Consider the following 18,898-nt stretch of genomic DNA (forward strand, 5'->3'; position numbering starts at 1 on the left):
TGATAATATGGGTTATTTTTGAACGTTTTCTTCGTAGTCTCCGTTAACACAAACTACTTGCTTGCCACCTTTGACTTTTTTCTCAACGAGATATTGCCCACATTTTGGACATGGACGTCCAATTGGTTTATCCCAAGAAGTAAATTCACAGTCTGGATAGCGACTGCAACCGTAGAATAATCGATTTTTTTTCGATTTCCGTTCAATGACTTGACCTTCTTTACATACTGGACAAGTAACACCGATTTCTTTGACGATTGCTTTTGTATTCCGACATTCTGGGAAGTTACTACATGCATAAAATTTACCATAACGTCCTAGCTTGATCACCATTGGATGGCCACAAAGATCACAGTCGAATCCAGCTGGTTCGTCTTTAATTTGAATTTTTTCAATTTTTTCTTCCGCATTAGTTAATTCTTTTTCAAATGGTTGGTAGAAACGATCAACAACTTCGACCCATTTTTCATTACCAACACCAATTTTATCCAAATCACCCTCCATTGAAGCAGTAAAATGAACATCGACAATTTGCGGGAAGAATTCAACTATTAGTGAATTGACAATTTCACCCAATTCAGTAGGTTCAAATCGTTTATTTGTTAATTTAACATAATAACGTCTTTGTATTGTTTCTAGAGTTGGTGCATAAGTAGATGGACGTCCAACTCCATTTTCTTCTAACGCCCGAATCAAGGTTGCTTCACTAAATCTAGCTGGCGGTTGTGTGAAATGTTGTTTTGGTTCAATGTCAAGAGCATTGACTTTGTCTCCTTGAACTAGATCAGGTAAGATGTTTTCTTTATCCTCTTTACCATCATCACGACCCTCAACGTATACTTGCATGAATCCTTTGAATTTCACTTTAGCGCCATTGGCAATGAAAACTACGCCGTTTTGCTCTAGAGTTACTTTCATTGTGTCCAAAACAGCTGGTGTCATTTGACTGGCAACTAAACGTGACCAAATTAATGTGTAAAGTTTTAATTGGTCTTTATCTAAATATTGTTTGATTTCATTTGGTGTACGTAACACACTAGAAGGACGAATAGCTTCATGGGCATCTTGGGCACCCTGAGCATTTTTTACTTTGCGTCCGCCATGAGCTGAAAACTCACTACCGTATGTTTTTTCAATGTATTCGGCTACTTCGCCTTTAGCTGATTCGGCTATTCTAGTCGAGTCTGTACGCATGTATGTGATCAACCCAACAGTACCTTGTTTTCCTAATGGAATTCCTTCATACAGCTGTTGTGCAACCATCATGGTTTTTCGCGTTCTAAAATTTAATTTTCTGGCTGCTTCTTGTTGTAAACTACTTGTTGTAAAAGGTAACGCTGGATTGCGCTTGCGTTCCTTCTTCTCAACTTTTGTTACATCATATTCTTTGCCTTTAATACGGGTTGTAACTTCTTTTACAGCTTCAGCATTTGGTAATTTTTTCTTCTTGCCATCTAAGCCCCAAAAATTAGCTTTAAACTTTTTCTTGCCCTTTTGGAAGTTACCATCAATACTCCAATATTCTTCAGGTATAAATTTACGAATATCGTTTTCACGATCAATAATGATTTTTAGAGCTACTGATTGTACTCGTCCAGCACTCAATCCTTTTTTGACTTTACGCCATAGAATCGGGCTAAGCGAATACCCAACTAAGCGATCTAAAATGCGACGGGCTTGTTGTGCATCTACTAAGTCTAAATTGATTGTACGTGGTTCTTTAAATGCTGATTTTACAGCTTCTTTAGTGATTTCATTAAATACAACACGGTTTTTATCATTCAAATCCAAGCCAAGAAGAAAAGACAAATGCCAAGCAATCGCCTCTCCCTCTCGATCCGGATCGGCTGCGAGATAAACTTTATCAGCTTTTTTAGCAGCGGCTTTTAAGCTTTTGATTACATCGCCTTTACCACGGATAGATATATAGTGAGGTTCATAATTATTTTCAATATCAATACCCATTTTACTTTTTGGTAAATCTCGAATATGCCCAACACTGGCAACAACCTTATAGTTTTTTCCTAAATATTTTTCAATTGTTTTGGCTTTAGCAGGGGATTCTACAATAACTAGATATTTATACGCCATTCAACGTGTGGCTCCTTTCGGTTTTTGTGTTTCTTCTATTATATATATCAAAATGTAGAGAACTCACAAATCGTACTTCATCATATCTATTCATTACAGGTTTGTCAAGGATTGATACAGTTAAATCGAAAAAAATTGAATTTCTTCTAGGATGTCTTGGGGACAAGTTGTACACTTGGCGCCCTCTTGGATGAGTCCATGACAACCATCTGACTGAGAATTCAACAAATTACCAGGAACAGCAAAAACTTCTCGACCGTATTCTAAAGCTGCTTGTGCTGTGATTAGAGAACCGCTTTTCTTTCGGGCTTCGATCACACAAGTGCCTAGGCTCATACCAGCAATAATTCGATTCCTCATAGGAAAATGATATTTTCGAGGGCCTGTACCATTAGGATATTCACTAATGACTAAATGTTCTTCTTGCATCTTTCGTTGAATATGAGCGGTTTCTTTCGGATAACAAATATCTAGACCTGTTCCAATAACACCAATAGTATTGCCTCCGTGCTCCATTGCGACTTGATGACTGATGCTGTCGATTCCTTTAGCTAATCCACTAATAATAGTTAAGTCGTTACTGATCATTTCTGGAATTAATTGCCGCGCAATATTTATGCCATAGACAGACGCTGATCTTGCTCCAACAAAGGCCAAAGATTTTTTTTCTAGAAGTTTTAGATTCCCCTTGTAAAATAGCAACACTGGACAATTGTATATTTGTTTTAAGCAATGAGGATAGATTGGATCTAAAATTGTGATAAATGTGTGTGCTGACTGATATTTTTTCAGCTGCTCGGAATTGTTTGACCACTGATTCCATGATTCAGAGAATAATTTCTGATAAGTTGTGATTCCAGCTATTTGAATAATTTCTTCTTTTGAAAAATCTGCACTATTATTATATTTCATCGAAAAATCTAATACTTTCAACATACCTAAATTACCAATGCCGTTGCAAACGGCTAATTTAAATAATAAATCTCGTTGTTTTTCTTCCATAAAAAAACCTTCTTTCGCCAATACTTGTTATATTAAGTATTCGCAAAAAAAGGGATTTTTTATTTTTTTAACACATATCTTTGATCGGAGCGAATGTCTTTCTGTGAATCGTACATATTCCTTGTTTTTCTAAACCTAGTAAATGTTCTTTTGTCCCATAACCGGCATTGTTTTCAAATCCGTATCCTGGAAACATTCTGGCATAGTCTTCCATTAAGCGATCACGAATGACTTTGGCTACAATACTTGCTGCTGCAATGGATACAGAGCGAGCATCTCCTTTAATGAGATTTTCTTGAGGAATTTTGACGTCCAATTTCATTGCATCGATCAATAAATAATCAGGAATGAAACAAAGATCTTCAAGTGCTATTCCCATTGCTAATTTTGATGCTTGATAAATGTTTATTTCATCGATCTTATTGTGGTCGACCATTCCAATACCGATAGAAATTGCTTGGTTTTGGATTTCATTATAAAGTTCATCTCTTTTTTTCGCAGATAACTTTTTAGAATCATTTATTCCAAGAAGTTGGAATTTTTCGGGTAAAATAACTGCAGCAGCGACAACAGGACCTGCTAAAGGACCGCGCCCTACCTCATCGATACCGACAATCAAACGATGTCCTTTAGCCCGTGCATTATTTTCAAACAGTTGCATTTCTTCAAGTAATGCTAACTCTTTTTCGTGGCGTTGTATTCTTCTTTCCCATTGTGCAAGAGCCTGCTGAACGCCACTACGTTCATCTTTTTTCCATTGATAGATTCTTTTATCACTTCTTGTATTAATGGTTGCTAAATCAGCTTTAATTTGTTGAATTGACTCAGTTTTCATCTTTTATGACTCCTAATTCTTCCCAACGATCTAATGTGTATGGCCCTAATTTGCTGCTACGTATTTCTTGAATGATCATTTCACTGGCTCGATCATAATCATCTCGATAACCACGTTTTTGACTGATCAACATCAAAAGTTCAGCTGCGGGTAAAAAAGTTTCTTCTTCTGTTAAATGATAGCGTTCAACCAGACGCTCAGGATAGAAACGAGAAAAGAACGACAATCCGTAAATTGCTAAATCGTCCAAATGAAGAAGTTGATCTTTGATTGCTCCTGTCAAAGCTAACTTCTTACCAATTTCTTGATCCTCAAACTTAGGCCACAGGATTCCTGGTGTGTCCAACAACTCTAAGTCAGTACCGGAACGCAACCATTGTTGACCTTTGGTTACTCCGGGTTTATTACCTGTTTGAGCAATTTTTTTTCCTACTAGACGGTTCATTAACGTTGATTTTCCTACGTTTGGAATACCGATACACATTGCACGGATGGGACGTGGTTTCAATCCCTTTGAGCGCTCTCGTTCAAGTTTTTCTTTCAACGCTTTTTTTGCTTCGGGAACAATTTTATTGACACCTTTATTCTGTTGGGCGTTAATCACTAAAGTATGATAGCCTTTTTCTCGAAAATATAGCTGCCACTTCTGGTTCTGTTCTTTATCAGCTAAGTCTCCTTTGTTCAGTAAAACTAAACGTGGTTTTTGTTGAACAATTTGATCCATCATTGGGTTTCTAGATGAAAGGGGCAATCTAGCATCAACTAACTCAAAAACAATATCGACGTATTTTATTTTTTCAGATACTTCTCTTCTGGCTTTTGCCATGTGTCCTGGAAACCATTGTATTGTCATCTTATCACCTATCTTGGTATAAATTTCATATGTTTTATTGGGTAGTACACAAATTGTGCTTTTCCTATAATATATTTGCTTTCAACAGCACCAAAAGACCGGCTGTCTTTGGACATTCGCCGATTGTCTCCTAAAACAAAATAACTATTTTTTGGTAAAATATTTTCTGTAGTAAGATCACTTAAATTAAAATTTGTTGTATAAGGAGCTGTTTCATGATCTTTTTTTATATTTTTTTCTAAAAAAGGTTCTTCAATTGGTTTCCCATTTATATAAAGCTGATCCTTTTCGTACCTAACAGCATCTCCTGGTAATCCAATCACTCTTTTAATGTAGATTGCCCCGTTTGGTAGTTTGAATACAACTACATCAAATCGTTTGATGGATGAGAATTTCTCCATTACAATCATGTCACCTTGACTAAGTGTTTTCTCCATAGAATTGCCATCCACAGGTACAGGAATCAGAATAAAACCCCTTAGTATAAATAACAACACTAAAGAAGGAACGAGTAATTTCATGAAAAAAATAAAATACCCAATATATGATTTTTGCTTTTCCACTCTTTTCTCTCCCTTTCTTTCGTTGATTCTATTATAAAGGAAAAATACTAGAAAAAGCGACTAATTTAAAGGAAAATTTCAAGCAATTAAATAATAAATGAGAAATAGGTATGAAAAATGCTTTTTTCAACTTCGAATGAGCAGTTTTTCACGCCTATTTTTCTTTAATTTCCTTTTTGAAGTTCCTTAATGCCTGTATCATATGCTTGATCGTTTTCTTTGATCTTTTTAGAAACAGATAATTCAATTTGAGCAGCAGTTTCATTGTCTACTTCGCCAGTGCTTGGAAGGTTGTTGGCCGATTGTATAGCGCTGACAGCTGCTTTAGTTTGTTCAGAATAGTCACTGTTATTTGCATTAACATCGTAGTCTAGTGCTTTTAACAGAGCGTTGATATTTTTAACTACAGATGAAGAATCACCTATTTTTAAGGTTTTATCTCTAGAAATAGGCGTTAAATAAGCGTAGTCAGGATAATCCGCTTTAATAGTTGGTTCTAAGCCTTTTTCGTGTATCCATTCACCTTTTGGTGTTAACCATTTTAGAACAGTTAACTTAATCTCACTTTTGCCATTTAGATTTTTAACTGTTTGGACAGTTCCTTTACCGAATGTTTTTGTTCCGATAATTTTTTTATTTCCAGATTCTTTTAAAGCCGCTGCGAAAATTTCAGAAGCACTAGCGCTCCCTTCGTCAACAAGAACTACTGTAGGTTCTGTAACTTTAAACCCACCATCTAATTGGCTGGAAGCAACATCTTCGCTTGTATTCCCATTTTTATCTTCAAATTTGATGATTGTTTTTCCATCTTTAAGAAACATGCTAGCCATTTTTTCTACTTGATCTAGTAACCCACCTGGATTTTGACGTAGATCAATCACAAAAGAAAGAGCTCCTTCTTTTCTCAATTTTTTGATTGTTTCTTGGAGTTCTTTATAGGTATTTTCTCCAAATGAAGTAATTTTGATTGAACCGATTGAGCGGTCAGTTTTATCCAATTCTCCTTTTACTGTTTCGATCGGAATCGTATCTCGAGTGAGTTTTAACTCAAATGTTTCCTGACCTCTTTTAACTGTTAAACGGACTTCTGTCCCTTTTTTCCCACGGATTTTACTAACTACTTCTGCAAGAGTTTTCCCTTTTGTTTCTTCATTATCAACTTTTAAAATTGTGTCATTGGCTTTCATTCCTGCTTTTGCAGCTGGCGAGCCTTCAATGGGTGCTTGAGCAACAGTAGGAAGATCATCTGTCATTGTCATCGTTGCACCAATCCCTTCAAAACTACCTGCAAGGCTTTGATCCAATTCGTCAGCCTCAGGTTCATTCAAGTAAGTGGAATAGGGATCATCCAAAGCTTCCGTCATTCCTTTTAAGGCACCGTCAACAAGTTTTTTTTCATCAACTTTCCCTACATAGTTACTGACGATTTCGTTATATAGATTGTCTACTTTTTTTAAGTCGCTACTTTGAGTGGGGCTTTGGGCCAGTTGTTTTTTGTATTGGTAATCAAAATAAATATAGGAGCTACCGCCAGCTAAAAAAGCAACACAGGCGATAGAAATAATGTATTCATGAAAGGGTACTTGTCGTTTATGTTTCATAAAGTCATCTCTTTCTGTAAATTTCTCTTTGCATATTTCCCAGTTTAACATGAAAAAAAAGGAAGGAAAAGCTTTCTTTTGCTCTTCCTTCCTTTTTTATTTATTATTTTCTACGTATTTTTCCCATAACTCATCAAAAATGTACATATTCTCCAAATAATCTGTATTCATTTCTAAATAGGTTGACAGTTCATGGTAATCTTCTGACTGCTTTGGAAATTGAATATCTTTTGCTGCATCATTTGCAAATTGACTTTCTTTTGTTTTTTTAGGTGCTCTCAATGTCATTAAATAGTGATAAAAACTTCTTCTCATCCATTCACCAATTTTCTTTTATAAAATTTGCTCGATTTGTATGTGACTCTTTATATCGTTCAGGATCTTTTTTGTAAAAATCTTGATGGTAGTCTTCTGCTTCATAAAACGTAGCTGCGGGTTCTATAGTTGTAACGATAGGTTCTGTAAAACGACCACTTTTTTGTAAAGCTTCTCGGCTTTTTTCAGCTGTTCTTTTTTGTTCCTCGCTTGTATAGAAGATTACTGGACGATAATTATCTCCACGATCCTCAAATTGCCCTAAGGCATCTGTAGGGTCTGTTTGTTGCCAATAGATCTCTACTAATTTTTCATAAGGCATTAGAGTCGGGTCAAATTCGATTTTAACAGCTTCTGTATGTCCAGTCGTATGGCTTAAAACTTGTTCATAAGTAGGATTTGGAACGTGTCCTCCGGTGTATCCTGACGTTACTGAAACAATACCAGGTTGTGTATCAAACGGCTGGATCATGCACCAAAAACAACCGCCGGCAAAAATTGCTATTTCACTCAATTAGACCCCTCCTTTTTATCTGTACTGTCTTTCGGTAAGTAAATATTCATACGGATATCATCATCAACTAAATTTATTTTTTCAGCACGTATGAATAATCCATTTTGCATTCTAAATTGATCTAGTCGTAGTAAAACTGTGCTATCATCGGGATTCACTTCTACCCAACTAGGCAGTTTATAATCTCTTTGAACAAACTTTAAGATTTCTTTTATTGGAAGCCCTAAAGTTCCTACAGATAAACTTTTTGCTTTCAATTGAACATTTCCGTTGTCCATTACGTAAGGATCAAAATAAAGATAAAATTGGATTGGATGTCCAAGAACTTCAAAAGTACCATTCAACATCGCTTCATTTTCTAAATAAAATTTATACGTGATCTCAGATCCTTTTTGAAAATCTTCAAGATAAAAATCAATCAAAGCATTTACTTGTTTTTTATTTGATTGAATCGCAATGACTGGGGTTCCTTCTTTTTCTACTAATTCAGGGATAGGTTTGTAGTTTGGTTCCCGAACTTGAGTCACTCTTATAAAAACAAATACAATGCTTCCAATCAAAAATCCAATCAAGACAAGAAAAGCAACTTTCCAATGGTTTATTGATTTTTTCACTTCGGGCGTTTTTTTTCTCCGTCTATTTGTTTTTTTTACTTCTTTTTTTTCTTCTGATTCATTCATCATAGGTCTCGCTCACTTCCTTTATTTAGCCATTTTTCTTTAGTTTTTACCATCTTGTCACGTACTGTGCTTGCCATGATTTGATAGCCTAGATTATTTGGGTGAAAACGATCTTCTTCATACAACGCATTATTTTTGATGTCATGGTCTTCACTGGATGTTGTACTGATGTTTTCATTACTTACAATTCCAACTTGGTCTCCAACTCCTTTATAGAGTAAGTCATTAATTGGAATGAAATAGGCATTTTTTTCAGCTTTTACTATTTCTTGTGTTCCATTATTCCAATTGTCCACGATTTCTTGCATTTCTGTAATGTCAGGGAAATATAGATAAAATGGATTATAGATGCCTAGAACATAGATTGGTGCATCAGTATTATATTCGCGAATTTCCGTAAGTAGTTTTTCGACTTCTTTTTGATAGTTTCTCAAAGGTTTGTTAAATGAATCTTTTGTTAAACGGAACACATCCCCCTTGATTACTTTCATCAAATCATTACCACCTACCGTTAAAGTGATGATATCCGCTGACGCGAACCCTTCTTGAATCTCTGAATTTTTTTTGATCCGTTTAAGAATCTGGTCACTACGATCACCATTTTTCCCAAAATTATCGGTTTGAACACCATTTAAATGGTATTCTTCTTGTAAATCCTTAGCAACTAATGGAACAAAGCCGCCTGAACTAGTTGAATCACCAATCCCTTCGGTTAATGAGTCGCCGATTGCAACATAATGTATTACTTCTTTGGTTTCTTTTTTTACTGCTTGTTTTGTTACGATACCTAAGATTGGTTTAGCCTTGGGAACAGCTACTATCAACAGCGAAAAAGTACCAATAATCATCAGAAAAAAAAGCACAAAACTTGACCAATTTTTTTGTAAAAATAATTTCATTGTATCCCTTCCTTTACTGTAAATCGCTTCAATAATTTACAGTACAAAGTCTCTTAATGAGTCTTTGTTTTTCTATTTACTTAGATTTTAAACCCCTGATCATTAAAATTATCTCTATTTTAAGTGTATTTGTACAGTAAAATTTGCAAAAAAAATAATTTTTTATAAAAAAAAGCAGATCAGTTTGATCTGCTCAAAACTCAGTCTGTGTAATACATGATAGCAAAAGCCCCTTTACCTGTGTGAGTTGCTATCACAGGATTTGTATGCAATACAGGGATTTCCATGTCAGGAAATAGTGCTTGCAGGCCTTCTTTGAATCCGTTGGCTAGTTCTAAACCATCAGCATGAGAAATACCAATTTGTCGTACATTGGATAAATGACTTAACTCATTTTTTAGTTCTTCAAACCACTTATTGAAAGTTTTCATTCCTCGACCTTTAGCCACTGGAATAAGTTCAGTATGATCGAAATCCATGACAACTTTCATATTAAAAATATTAGACAAAAGTCCTGTTGTACGACTGATACGGCCGCCTTTAACGAGATTATCCAACGTAGAGATTCCGATAAATAGTTTAGTGTTTTCTTTGACATGATTGATTTCAGCTAAAATTTCAGGCACACTTGCTCCGTTTTTGGCAAGTTTAGCTGCTTGGATCACTTGGAATGATAAACCTTGATCAGTAAAGTCACTATCGATCACTGTAACTTTGCTAGAACTTAAGTTTCCAGCTTGTCTAGCTGCTTCAACTGTACCACTTAAACCTTTAGTCATGTGGATTGAAACCACCTCACTGCCATCAGCACCTAACCGATCATAAAGCTCAACAAATTCACCAATAGGCGGTTGGCTAGTTTTAGGTAAAGCTTTTGCCTTACTCATCAGATCCATAAAATGTTCGCCTTCTAAATGATCATCATCTGCATAAACAACGCCGTCGATCATCACAGATAGAGGCATCATTTGAATATCCAATTCATCGCGAACACTTTTAAGCATCGTGCAAGAAGAATCAGTTACAATTTTAACATTTGTCATAATTTAATCACTCTTTCTTTAAAAACAACCTCAATTCGTGGTAAAATAGTTTTGAGGCTTGAATGTCTGTATATAGTATAACAGACAAAGAATTATTTTTCACCAAATTAAAATGAAGGAAGTTGATTTCTTGGAAAAAGTTAAATTCTCGAGAAAATATATGATTGTAAATGAAGTACTCAATGCAGTGACCCACGGGATTGGGGTTGGATTAAGTATTGCCGGGTTAGTCTTTTTACTTGTGAAAGGAGTGCGCATGGGCTCTGCTGTTCATGTTGTTTCATATGCTATTTATGGTTCAACGTTGATTCTTTTGTTTTTAGCGTCTACTTTGTTTCATAGTTTGATATTTACTAAGGCGAAGAAAGTTTTTCAAGTTTTTGATCACAGTTCGATTTTCTTATTGATTGCTGGAAGTTATACACCCTTTTGTTTATTAAGTATCAATGGTTGGCTTGGCTGGTTATTGTTTGTTCTTATATGGGTGATGGCGCTCAGCGGAGTTGTCTATAAATCATTGACACTCCACAAACAAGAAACAGTTAAAAATGTTTCTACTGTAATTTATATTATTATGGGTTGGTTATGTATAATTGCTGCTAAGCCTTTATATGACTCTCTAGGCTTCACGGGTATTGCATTATTAGTAGCTGGTGGTGTTTCTTACACTTTAGGCGCTGCTTTTTATAGTTTGAAGAGTATTCGTTTTATGCATGTTGTTTGGCATTTGTTTGTTATGCTAGGTGCAGCATTTATGTACTTTTCAATTTTGCTTTATACGTAAGAGGTTCAACTCACCTTTATTTAAAAAGCTAGTTAAAGCACTTCTTTTTGATTACTCAAAAAAAGAAGTGTTTTTTTATATTTCCCTCTTTACAAACCGAACAAACATTCGTATAATAAGTATACAAACATTTGTTCGATAAAAAATTATGAGGTGATTAAGAATGAAAGCAGTTCGTCGGGGCGGGTTATTATTTTTTGTATTGGTTATAGGTATTTTCTTAGGAACATTAGGGTTACGTTCAGCTTTACTTATTGTTAGCCCTCTATTTATTATATGGTTCATGCTATGGGATGAGAAAAGATACACGCAAGCAAGAAGAAAAAGAGAACATCAACACTATATTTATCGTAAATACCCTTAAAATAAAAAAAGATCGTTGCTCTTAGATTCCTTAGAGCAACGATCTTTTTTAGTATTCCATCAATGTAACTATTTCATAATCCGCAATTTTATCTCGTCCGTGTAAATCCATCAATTCAATCAGGAATGCACAGCCAACGACAATACCACCCAAGGCCTCAATCAATTCTATTGTTGCTTTGATCGTGCCGCCTGTAGCTAGTAAGTCATCACAAATCAATACTCGTTGTCCAGGTTGGATAGCGTCTTTGTGAAGTGTTAATGTATCCGTTCCGTATTCCAGATCATAAGTTACTTCGATTGTTTCACGAGGTAGCTTCCCTTTTTTACGAACAGGAGCAAAGCCTAAGCCTAATTCATAAGCAACTGGACATCCTACAATAAACCCTCGAGCTTCTGGTCCAACTACCATGTCGATTCTTTTTTCTTTCGCATAATCGACAATTTGTTTTGTTGCTTCACGATATGCATCCCCATTTGCCATCAATGGTGAAATATCTCTAAAGATAACACCCTTTTCTGGATAATCAGGAATACTAGCAATATACTCTTTTAAATTCATTTTTTATACTTCCTCCTCATTCCACAGCCATTGTTGTAATGTTTCACGATTGCTGTATAACAAAAACTCTTCAGTTTTGATTCTCTTTAAGCGAGTTTGATAGACCTTACTTTCAGTTAATGGATGATTTTCAGGATTATCGACTTTTCTTAAAACACCGTTTTCTATTGTAACAAATCCTAAGTCAAAAAACACCTGAATCATAAAAATTAATAATTTTTCTTGTATTTTTAGATGCTGAGCGACCACATTTAACTTATAACGAACATCCACTTGTTCTTGTTGTCTCACAAATTTGTATAATTGGGCGTATTGTTCTCTCGTTCCGGTACCGTTCAAGTACGCATCTTCTTGAGAACGCCCTAGCATATAAACGCGCTGGATTTTTCCAAGTTGTGTGATCTGTTTCAGTAAATCAATATCATCTGGACAATCGACAAATACTAATTGTTGAATCGCTCTTTTCTCGATCCGTTCTATGACATCATCTAAATCGTTAAATAGCAGCTGCTCGCTAGTTACATCATCTATCAGCTTTTTACTATCGCTACTAAAATAAATATATAATGTATTTGAAACGGGTATTTCCTTTTGACGTGCATTTTTACCACGAAAATCAAATAATTGAACGCCATCAATCGAAAAATCACTGACCATTAGTTGAGGTTTTTTATTACCATTCCACTCATTGATGGACAATTGACCAGCGACATTAGTTGTTCCTAGTCCAAATTCATCTGCTTGATTCCCCATTTGAAAAGCAATAGCGTCCAATTTAGCCCCCGCTTGACTTAGCTGAAATTTAAGATGACTTTTATCTGCTCCAATTTGACGGATTTGTTCAATGGACACATCTTTAAATAAAAAGTTTGGTACTGGATTATCTGTTCCGAATGGAGCTAGAATTTTTAACTGTTGAATAAATGAAATTGTTGTTTCTTCTACAGTCAATGTTTCATCTATCAGTAATTCTTGTCCTTGGGAAAGGTCGATTTGATTTTTTTCAATATAGCTAATAAGGTGTTTTTTTACTGTATCAATGTTACTAAAAGGCAATGTCATACCTGCAGCCATATGATGTCCGCCAAAATGAGTAAATTCTTCACGGATTTCGCTTAATGCATCAAAGAGATTCAATGCTGAAACACTACGCCCAGATCCTTTTGCGGATTCATTATTTTCGTCTATTGTCAATACAATCGTTGGCTTCCCTGTTTCCTGCATAATTCTTCCAGCAACGATTCCAAGCACGCCTTCATGCCAACCTTGTTTTGCTACAATATGAATGGATTCAGTTGGATCAATAAGTTCAAACGCTTCTTTTGTAATTTTCGCAACGATTTCTTTGCGTTCTTCATTTTGGCTATTGATATAAGTAGCGATTTGTTCAGCTTCTTCTTCATCAAACGTAGTCATCAGCTCAACACCAGGAGCAGCCTCTCCTAATCTGCCTAAGGCATTCAAACGTGGTGCAATTGTAAAGCCGATATTCTCTTCACTTAAGGTCTCTTTTTTGACTTCTGCTAAATGAATCAAGGTGTCTAATCCGATTCGTTCACCATTTCGAAGCATTTCCAACCCCATTTTTACAAGGACTCTATTCTCATCTGTTAATGAAACCAAATCAGCAATTGTACCAATCGCAACTAAATCAAGAAACTCAACAGGCAGCTCTCCAAGTAAAGCGGTAGCTACTTTGAACGCTACCCCTACCCCTGCTAACTCTCCAAAAGGATACTGCCCTTTTGGATGTTTAGGGTGAATGATCGCAAAGGCATTAGGTAATTCTGGAGGCAGTTCATGGTGGTCAGTAACAATCACGTCAATTCCTTGTTCTGCTGCATAATTGATTGCTTCATGACCAGCAACACCATTATCAACGGTAACGATCAATTGTATGCCATTTTCAATCTGTTCTTTAAAAACTGATACATTTGGTCCGTATCCATGAATAAATCTATTTGGCAAGAAGTATTCCACTTCGCCACCAATTAGTTCTATTGCTTCTTTCATGACAGTTGTACTGGTGATTCCATCCGCATCATAATCGCCGTATACGAGAATTTTTTCTCCCTGTGCAACAGCCTGTTGAATTCTATTGACGGATTTTTCCATGTCATGCATTAAAAAAGGATCATAAAGGTTTTCTACTGTAGGGCGTAAAAACCTTTCTAGAGCGTCTTTTGTCTGAATATCTCTATGCCATAAAAGTTGCCCTAGCAATGGATTGATTTTTTCATTTGTTAGTATTTCTGAAAACTCTTCCGACAATTCCGATTTTTCCCGTAATTGCCATGTATATTTTGCTTTTTTCACAACGTCACTCCTAACCAGATAATTATAACAAATAGAATAGGAAAACTAAAGAAAGTATCATAGATGCGCTACTATTTTTCCAAATTAAAAAGCAGAGATAAACTATTTCTGTTTTATCTCTGCTTCTGATGACTTACGCTTCTTCATTACTTCTTGGTTTAGTAAAGTGATCCACACGGCTACCAACAGGGGCTGTGTCCTCTGCAGCGGTTAAAGGTGTATTGACAATAGCTTCATCATATTTTGCTTGCAACTCAGCTAATTGATTTTCGTATGTTCGTTTAACTTTTTCAACTTCTTCTTGTGTTAATTTGTCTGCATCATTTTTGTAAATCTCGATGGTTTTCTCTAATTCTTTCACTTGTTTTTTCTGTTTCCACATTGTCGTGGTTGATGTTAACAAGCCAATTAAAGCTCCTAATATGGCAGAACCAAGAATAATCAGAATTAACGGACCTGAAATTTTTGCAAAACCAAAGCTTACTGGGACTGTTTGATTATTTAGTACAGCAAATATCACAATAATTAGAACCAAAACAAGACCTATAATTACACGCCACTGATTTTTCATTTGTTCTTCCCCCTTATTTTTTGTTTAATAATCCGCCAGCTAATAAATCACCTATGTGAGGAAATAATGTATACAAACGATAGGCTCCTTCCATGACACGAGGACGATTGATTTCACGTTTGAATGTTCCCATGGCATTTACTATTTCTCGTGCTAGTTTATTTGGTTCTAAAACAAATAAATCAACAGAAGCTAAATAGTCACCTGAGGGATCCGCCTTATCGAAAAAGTCGGTTTGGATAGGACCAGGGTTCACGGTTGTAACAGAAATGCCTAAAGGTTTTAATTCTAGTCTTAAAGCATTTGAAAAACCCAAAACCGCAAATTTTGTTGCAGAATAAACAGTTGATTTAGCTGTTGCCATTTTACCTGCCATAGACGCCACGTTGATAATGTGACCTGTACCTCTTTCAGCCATTTGAATCGCTGTTTTTTGTGTAAACACCATCATGCCTAAAACGTTGACTTCAAACATGTTTCTAGCTACCACTAAGTCTATATCCACAAAATTTTCAAAAATTCCAAATCCAGCATTGTTGACTAATACATCGATAGGACCGACTTCTGATTCGATCTTTTCAAAAACAGTTTCTACATTTTCAGGATCTGCAATATCCAATTGAAAAGAAAAAGCTAATTTTCCACTTAACTCTTCACATGTTTCTTTTACTTTGCCAATCAAATTAATTCTTCTAGCACATACAACAACAATAGCGCCTTTTTTTGCTGCTTCATAACAAATTTGTTCGCCTAAACCAGCTGAACCACCTGTTACAACAACAACTTTATCTGTTAAATCTTGTCCTTGATACATTTTATTTCCCCCTTACTGATCTTTGAAAGGTACGTCCACTATTTCCATATCTTTAACAATTTTTGTTCTCGGAAAAATTTCTTTGGCCTCATTTTCTAGTTGAATAATATCTCCAGTCAAATAACGAGCACTAATGTGAGTCAGTACCAGTTTTTCTACATTAGCGTTTAAGGCAACTTGTGCTGCCTGATGACTTGTAGAATGATAATATGCTTTGGCCATTTTTTCCTCATCTTTATTAAAAGTACTTTCATGGACTAGGATATCAGCATTTTCAGCAAGTAGTACACTGTTTTGTGTTTTTCTGGTGTCACCTAAAATCGTTACAATTCTTCCAGATTTACTTTCCCCAACAAAATCTTTGCCATCAATCACTTTCCCATCAGGCAATTCTACTCGTTCTCCTCGCTTGATTTTACCGTAAATCGGTCCTGAAGGAATATTTAAAGCAGCGAGTTTTTCTACTTGTAATTCTCCCTCATGATCTGCCTCAACGATTCTATAGCCGAAGCTTTCGATGCCATGATCCAAGGTTAAGCATGAAACAGTAAATTGCTTATCTGAGAATACGATTCCTTCTTTGGTTATTTCAATAAATTTCAGCTCGTATGAAAGCCGTGTCTGAGAGACTTTCAAAGCAGTTCGGACAAACGCAGCAATTCCAGGCGGCCCATAAATTTCAAGTTTTTCATTTCCTCCTTGAAAAGAACGACTACTTAACAATCCTGGTAAACCAAAAATATGATCTCCATGCAAATGTGTTATAAAGATTTTTTCGATTTTTCTAGGACGAATGTTACTTTTTAAAATCTGTAATTGTGTTCCTTCTCCGCAGTCAAACAGCCAAACTGCATTTCTTTCATCTAGTAATTTTAAAGCGATACTGCTTACGTTACGATGTTTTGCTGGGACTCCAGCTCCTGTACCTAAAAATTGTAATTCCATTGGCTACCTAACTTTCTTTAAACTTCTTCTTTATTTTAGAAGAAAGTCATCACTTTAGCAAATAATATTTATTTTACAGGAAAACGTAAGACAACAGTGGTTCCTTTCGGCAAGGTATCAGTTAATTCTATTTTCCCATGATGTTCTTCTACTATCCATTTTGCAATCGCAAGACCGATTCCATAGCCACCTGTTTTACGATTTCTAGAGACTTCTCCTCGATAAAATCGTTCAAATACTGCTGCTTTTTTCTTATCGGCAATACCGATACCTGTATCACTGATATTTACTACCCATTCGTTATTTTTAACAGTTGAAACGACCATTATTTTCTCATCAGGTGCCGTATATTTCAGTGCGTTATCAAGTAGAATGATCAATAACTGATGGATTCTTTCTTTGTCGAAAACTAATTGCTGTTCTTTTCCTAGCTCAATAATGAATTCTTTTTTCTCTGCTATCGCCAGCTCTTGATACGGGAGCAAGACTTTCTCTAAAAAGGGATTGATTTTTACTGATTGCTTTTCTAAAGTTAGTGAATTTGAGTCTGAGCGAGCAAGTAAGAGTAAATCACTTGTTAACTGGCTCAAACGTTGAACTTCATCTAAAGATAAAGCAATTGTCTCAGATTCTTCTAGAATCGTATGATTCGGTTGGGTAAACAATTTTTCTAGTTTTGCTTGTATAATTGTTAGCGGTGTTCTTAATTCATGAGATGCATTTTCTACAAATTCTTGCTGCTTTTTCCATGAGATTAGGATAGGTTTCATAAACCATTTTGAAAGGAAATAGCTTAATCCTATTGACAACAAACCAAAGATAATCATACAAATAATCAATATTTTCTTAAACTGCTCAACGGTTCCTTTGATTGGATCGATATTTACTAATAGTTGAATATATGCTGTTTGAGATTGATTTTCAACTGGTAAGGTGATCGAGCGAAATTGCAGTGAACGTCCATTACTATCTTTTGTTTGAATACTAATAATGTTCTTTAGATCTTTTGTCGATAGTTTTAAATTTTGAAAATCATAAAAGCGGGAACCCAACTCAACTTCATTGATTATCTTTCCGTCTTTTGACCAAAGGATAACTTGTTGTTGGAAATTATTTGGTGGCGGTGTCGCAAATTTTCTGGTTTTCGTTATTTCTTCCTGTTTCCGTTCATTATTTGTAAGTTGATGCTGCAAAAAGTTCTTGTCCTCATAAAGTCGTTGTAAATCATGGTCAACTGTTTGGTAGATCGAAGTTTGAACTAATTGAAATACAATCCAGCCCAAAATCAGAAAAATACTTGCAAATGAAATCAAGTTCATCAAAAAATATTGGATTCTCTGCCTTCTGTTTAATTGCTTATTCATTGTTTTTCTCCTCTGGTATTTCAAATAAATAACCAACATTACGCAAAGTTTTGATCCAACGATCAATTCCAAATGGTTTCAAATTTTTTCTAAGATTACTCATATACACCTCAACCACTGTTAAGGTAGTGTCAGATTGAAAGCCCCAAATTCGGTCAAATAATTGATCTTTAGTAATAATACGTCCTTGATTTTGCATAAGATAGTGTAAAAGGTCGAATTCTTTCCCTTGTAAAATAAGTTCTTTTTCATTAAAACTTGCCTGACGGTTATCCAAGTCTATTCGTAAATCATGGACGACTAATTCATTTTTCTTATTCAGTCCTAAAGAACGGCGAGCAAGTGCTTGAACTCGTAATAATAATTCTTCCCGATGAAAAGGTTTAGTTAGATAATCATCTCCACCATTTTTAAACCCTTTGACTTTATCTTCCAAAGCATCCTTAGCGGTCAAAATCAGTACAGGTGTATAAATATTTTTCTTTCGTAAAGTGGTTAACACTTGTTCACCAGTCATCAAAGGTAGCATCAAATCTAAAACAATCAGATCATAAATACCTCTTTCAGCTTCATATAAAGCTTCTTCTCCATCGTAAACTTGAACAATTTCGCCTGTTTGGGATAAAACCTCCAAAATACTGTCTGATAATATCTCGTCATCTTCCACTAATAATATTTTTAGCACTTCTATTCACATCCTTATAATCAAAAAAGAAGACGAATGGAAAAAGTTACTTTGTCACGTCTTCTCACTTATCATTTATTTAATTTGAAGAATAGGTT

General features: G+C 35.4%; 20 protein-coding genes. 2 read left to right on the forward strand and 18 right to left on the reverse strand.

Features of this window, described 5'->3' with window-relative positions:
* Window positions 1–12 precede the first annotated feature (12 nt).
* From topA to BCR23_RS03525, 11 genes are all read right to left on the reverse strand, one after another.
* Complete coding sequence (topA, locus tag BCR23_RS03475; protein ID WP_069634115.1) at window positions 13–2,091, reverse strand: type I DNA topoisomerase; 2,079 nt, start codon at window positions 2,089–2,091, stop codon at window positions 13–15.
* Window positions 2,092–2,211: 120 nt separating this feature from the next.
* Entirely contained in the window at window positions 2,212–3,093 is an 882-nt protein-coding gene (gene dprA / locus BCR23_RS03480; RefSeq protein ID WP_069634116.1) for a DNA-processing protein DprA, read from the reverse strand.
* A 67-nt stretch (window positions 3,094–3,160) separates the two neighbouring features.
* On the reverse strand, window positions 3,161–3,928 hold the full coding sequence (locus BCR23_RS03485) for a ribonuclease HII (RefSeq protein ID WP_069634117.1): 768 nt from the start codon (window positions 3,926–3,928) through the stop codon (window positions 3,161–3,163).
* Complete coding sequence (ylqF, locus tag BCR23_RS03490) at window positions 3,918–4,781, reverse strand: ribosome biogenesis GTPase YlqF (protein WP_069634118.1); 864 nt, start codon at window positions 4,779–4,781, stop codon at window positions 3,918–3,920. The genes BCR23_RS03485 and ylqF overlap by 11 nt, the downstream gene beginning before the upstream one ends.
* A gap of 8 nt (window positions 4,782–4,789) precedes the next feature.
* Window positions 4,790–5,344: a signal peptidase I gene (lepB, locus tag BCR23_RS03495; protein WP_069634119.1), complete on the reverse strand. Its 555-nt coding sequence runs from the start codon at window positions 5,342–5,344 to the stop codon at window positions 4,790–4,792.
* A 164-nt stretch (window positions 5,345–5,508) separates the two neighbouring features.
* Complete coding sequence (locus tag BCR23_RS03500) at window positions 5,509–6,945, reverse strand: S41 family peptidase (protein ID WP_069634120.1); 1,437 nt, start codon at window positions 6,943–6,945, stop codon at window positions 5,509–5,511.
* Between the two features lie 96 nt (window positions 6,946–7,041).
* Complete coding sequence (locus BCR23_RS03505; RefSeq protein WP_069634121.1) at window positions 7,042–7,260, reverse strand: YozE family protein; 219 nt, start codon at window positions 7,258–7,260, stop codon at window positions 7,042–7,044.
* Window positions 7,261–7,264: 4 nt separating this feature from the next.
* Window positions 7,265–7,774, reverse strand: coding sequence for a peptide-methionine (S)-S-oxide reductase MsrA (msrA, locus tag BCR23_RS03510; RefSeq protein WP_071870074.1), 510 nt, complete (start codon window positions 7,772–7,774; stop codon window positions 7,265–7,267).
* Window positions 7,771–8,454 carry a YpmS family protein gene (locus BCR23_RS03515; protein WP_069634172.1) on the reverse strand — a complete coding sequence of 228 codons (684 nt, stop codon included), beginning with the start codon at window positions 8,452–8,454 and terminating at the stop codon, window positions 7,771–7,773. Before BCR23_RS03515 ends, msrA begins: the two co-directional genes overlap by 4 nt.
* Window positions 8,454–9,353 (reverse strand): SGNH/GDSL hydrolase family protein, encoded by a 900-nt coding sequence (locus BCR23_RS03520; RefSeq protein WP_069634122.1) that lies wholly within the window; start codon window positions 9,351–9,353, stop codon window positions 8,454–8,456. Before BCR23_RS03520 ends, BCR23_RS03515 begins: the two co-directional genes overlap by 1 nt.
* Window positions 9,354–9,553: 200 nt before the next feature.
* Window positions 9,554–10,396 carry a DegV family protein gene (locus BCR23_RS03525; RefSeq protein WP_069634123.1) on the reverse strand — a complete coding sequence of 281 codons (843 nt, stop codon included), beginning with the start codon at window positions 10,394–10,396 and terminating at the stop codon, window positions 9,554–9,556.
* Between the two features lie 130 nt (window positions 10,397–10,526).
* Here BCR23_RS03525 and trhA point away from each other — a divergent pair, with 130 nt between their 5' ends.
* Window positions 10,527–11,180 (forward strand): PAQR family membrane homeostasis protein TrhA, encoded by a 654-nt coding sequence (gene trhA, locus BCR23_RS03530; RefSeq protein ID WP_069634124.1) that lies wholly within the window; start codon window positions 10,527–10,529, stop codon window positions 11,178–11,180.
* 163 nt (window positions 11,181–11,343) lie between these two features.
* A complete protein-coding gene (locus BCR23_RS03535; protein ID WP_069634125.1) occupies window positions 11,344–11,544 on the forward strand; it encodes a hypothetical protein in 201 nt (66 codons plus the stop codon).
* A gap of 48 nt (window positions 11,545–11,592) precedes the next feature.
* Here BCR23_RS03535 and BCR23_RS03540 read toward each other — a convergent pair whose 3' ends face one another.
* The 7 genes from BCR23_RS03540 to BCR23_RS03570 form a co-directional block, all read right to left on the reverse strand.
* Window positions 11,593–12,105, reverse strand: coding sequence for an adenine phosphoribosyltransferase (locus BCR23_RS03540; protein ID WP_069634126.1), 513 nt, complete (start codon window positions 12,103–12,105; stop codon window positions 11,593–11,595).
* Between the two features lie 3 nt (window positions 12,106–12,108).
* A complete protein-coding gene (gene recJ / locus BCR23_RS03545; RefSeq protein ID WP_069634127.1) occupies window positions 12,109–14,421 on the reverse strand; it encodes a single-stranded-DNA-specific exonuclease RecJ in 2,313 nt (770 codons plus the stop codon).
* Window positions 14,422–14,554: 133 nt separating this feature from the next.
* Complete coding sequence (locus tag BCR23_RS03550) at window positions 14,555–14,992, reverse strand: LapA family protein (protein WP_069634128.1); 438 nt, start codon at window positions 14,990–14,992, stop codon at window positions 14,555–14,557.
* Window positions 14,993–15,005: 13 nt separating this feature from the next.
* Entirely contained in the window at window positions 15,006–15,806 is an 801-nt protein-coding gene (locus BCR23_RS03555; protein ID WP_069634129.1) for an SDR family NAD(P)-dependent oxidoreductase, read from the reverse strand.
* Window positions 15,807–15,818: 12 nt separating this feature from the next.
* Window positions 15,819–16,751: a ribonuclease Z gene (gene rnz / locus BCR23_RS03560; RefSeq protein ID WP_069634130.1), complete on the reverse strand. Its 933-nt coding sequence runs from the start codon at window positions 16,749–16,751 to the stop codon at window positions 15,819–15,821.
* 68 nt (window positions 16,752–16,819) lie between these two features.
* Window positions 16,820–18,115, reverse strand: a complete 1,296-nt coding sequence (locus tag BCR23_RS03565; RefSeq protein WP_069634131.1) for a sensor histidine kinase — start codon at window positions 18,113–18,115, stop codon at window positions 16,820–16,822.
* Window positions 18,108–18,800: a response regulator transcription factor gene (locus BCR23_RS03570; RefSeq protein ID WP_069634132.1), complete on the reverse strand. Its 693-nt coding sequence runs from the start codon at window positions 18,798–18,800 to the stop codon at window positions 18,108–18,110. The genes BCR23_RS03565 and BCR23_RS03570 overlap by 8 nt, the downstream gene beginning before the upstream one ends.
* Between the last annotated feature and the right edge of the window lie 98 nt (window positions 18,801–18,898).

The sequence above is a fragment of the Enterococcus quebecensis genome, from assembly GCF_001730365.1.
GTDB classification, from domain to species: domain Bacteria; phylum Bacillota; class Bacilli; order Lactobacillales; family Enterococcaceae; genus Enterococcus_L; species Enterococcus_L quebecensis.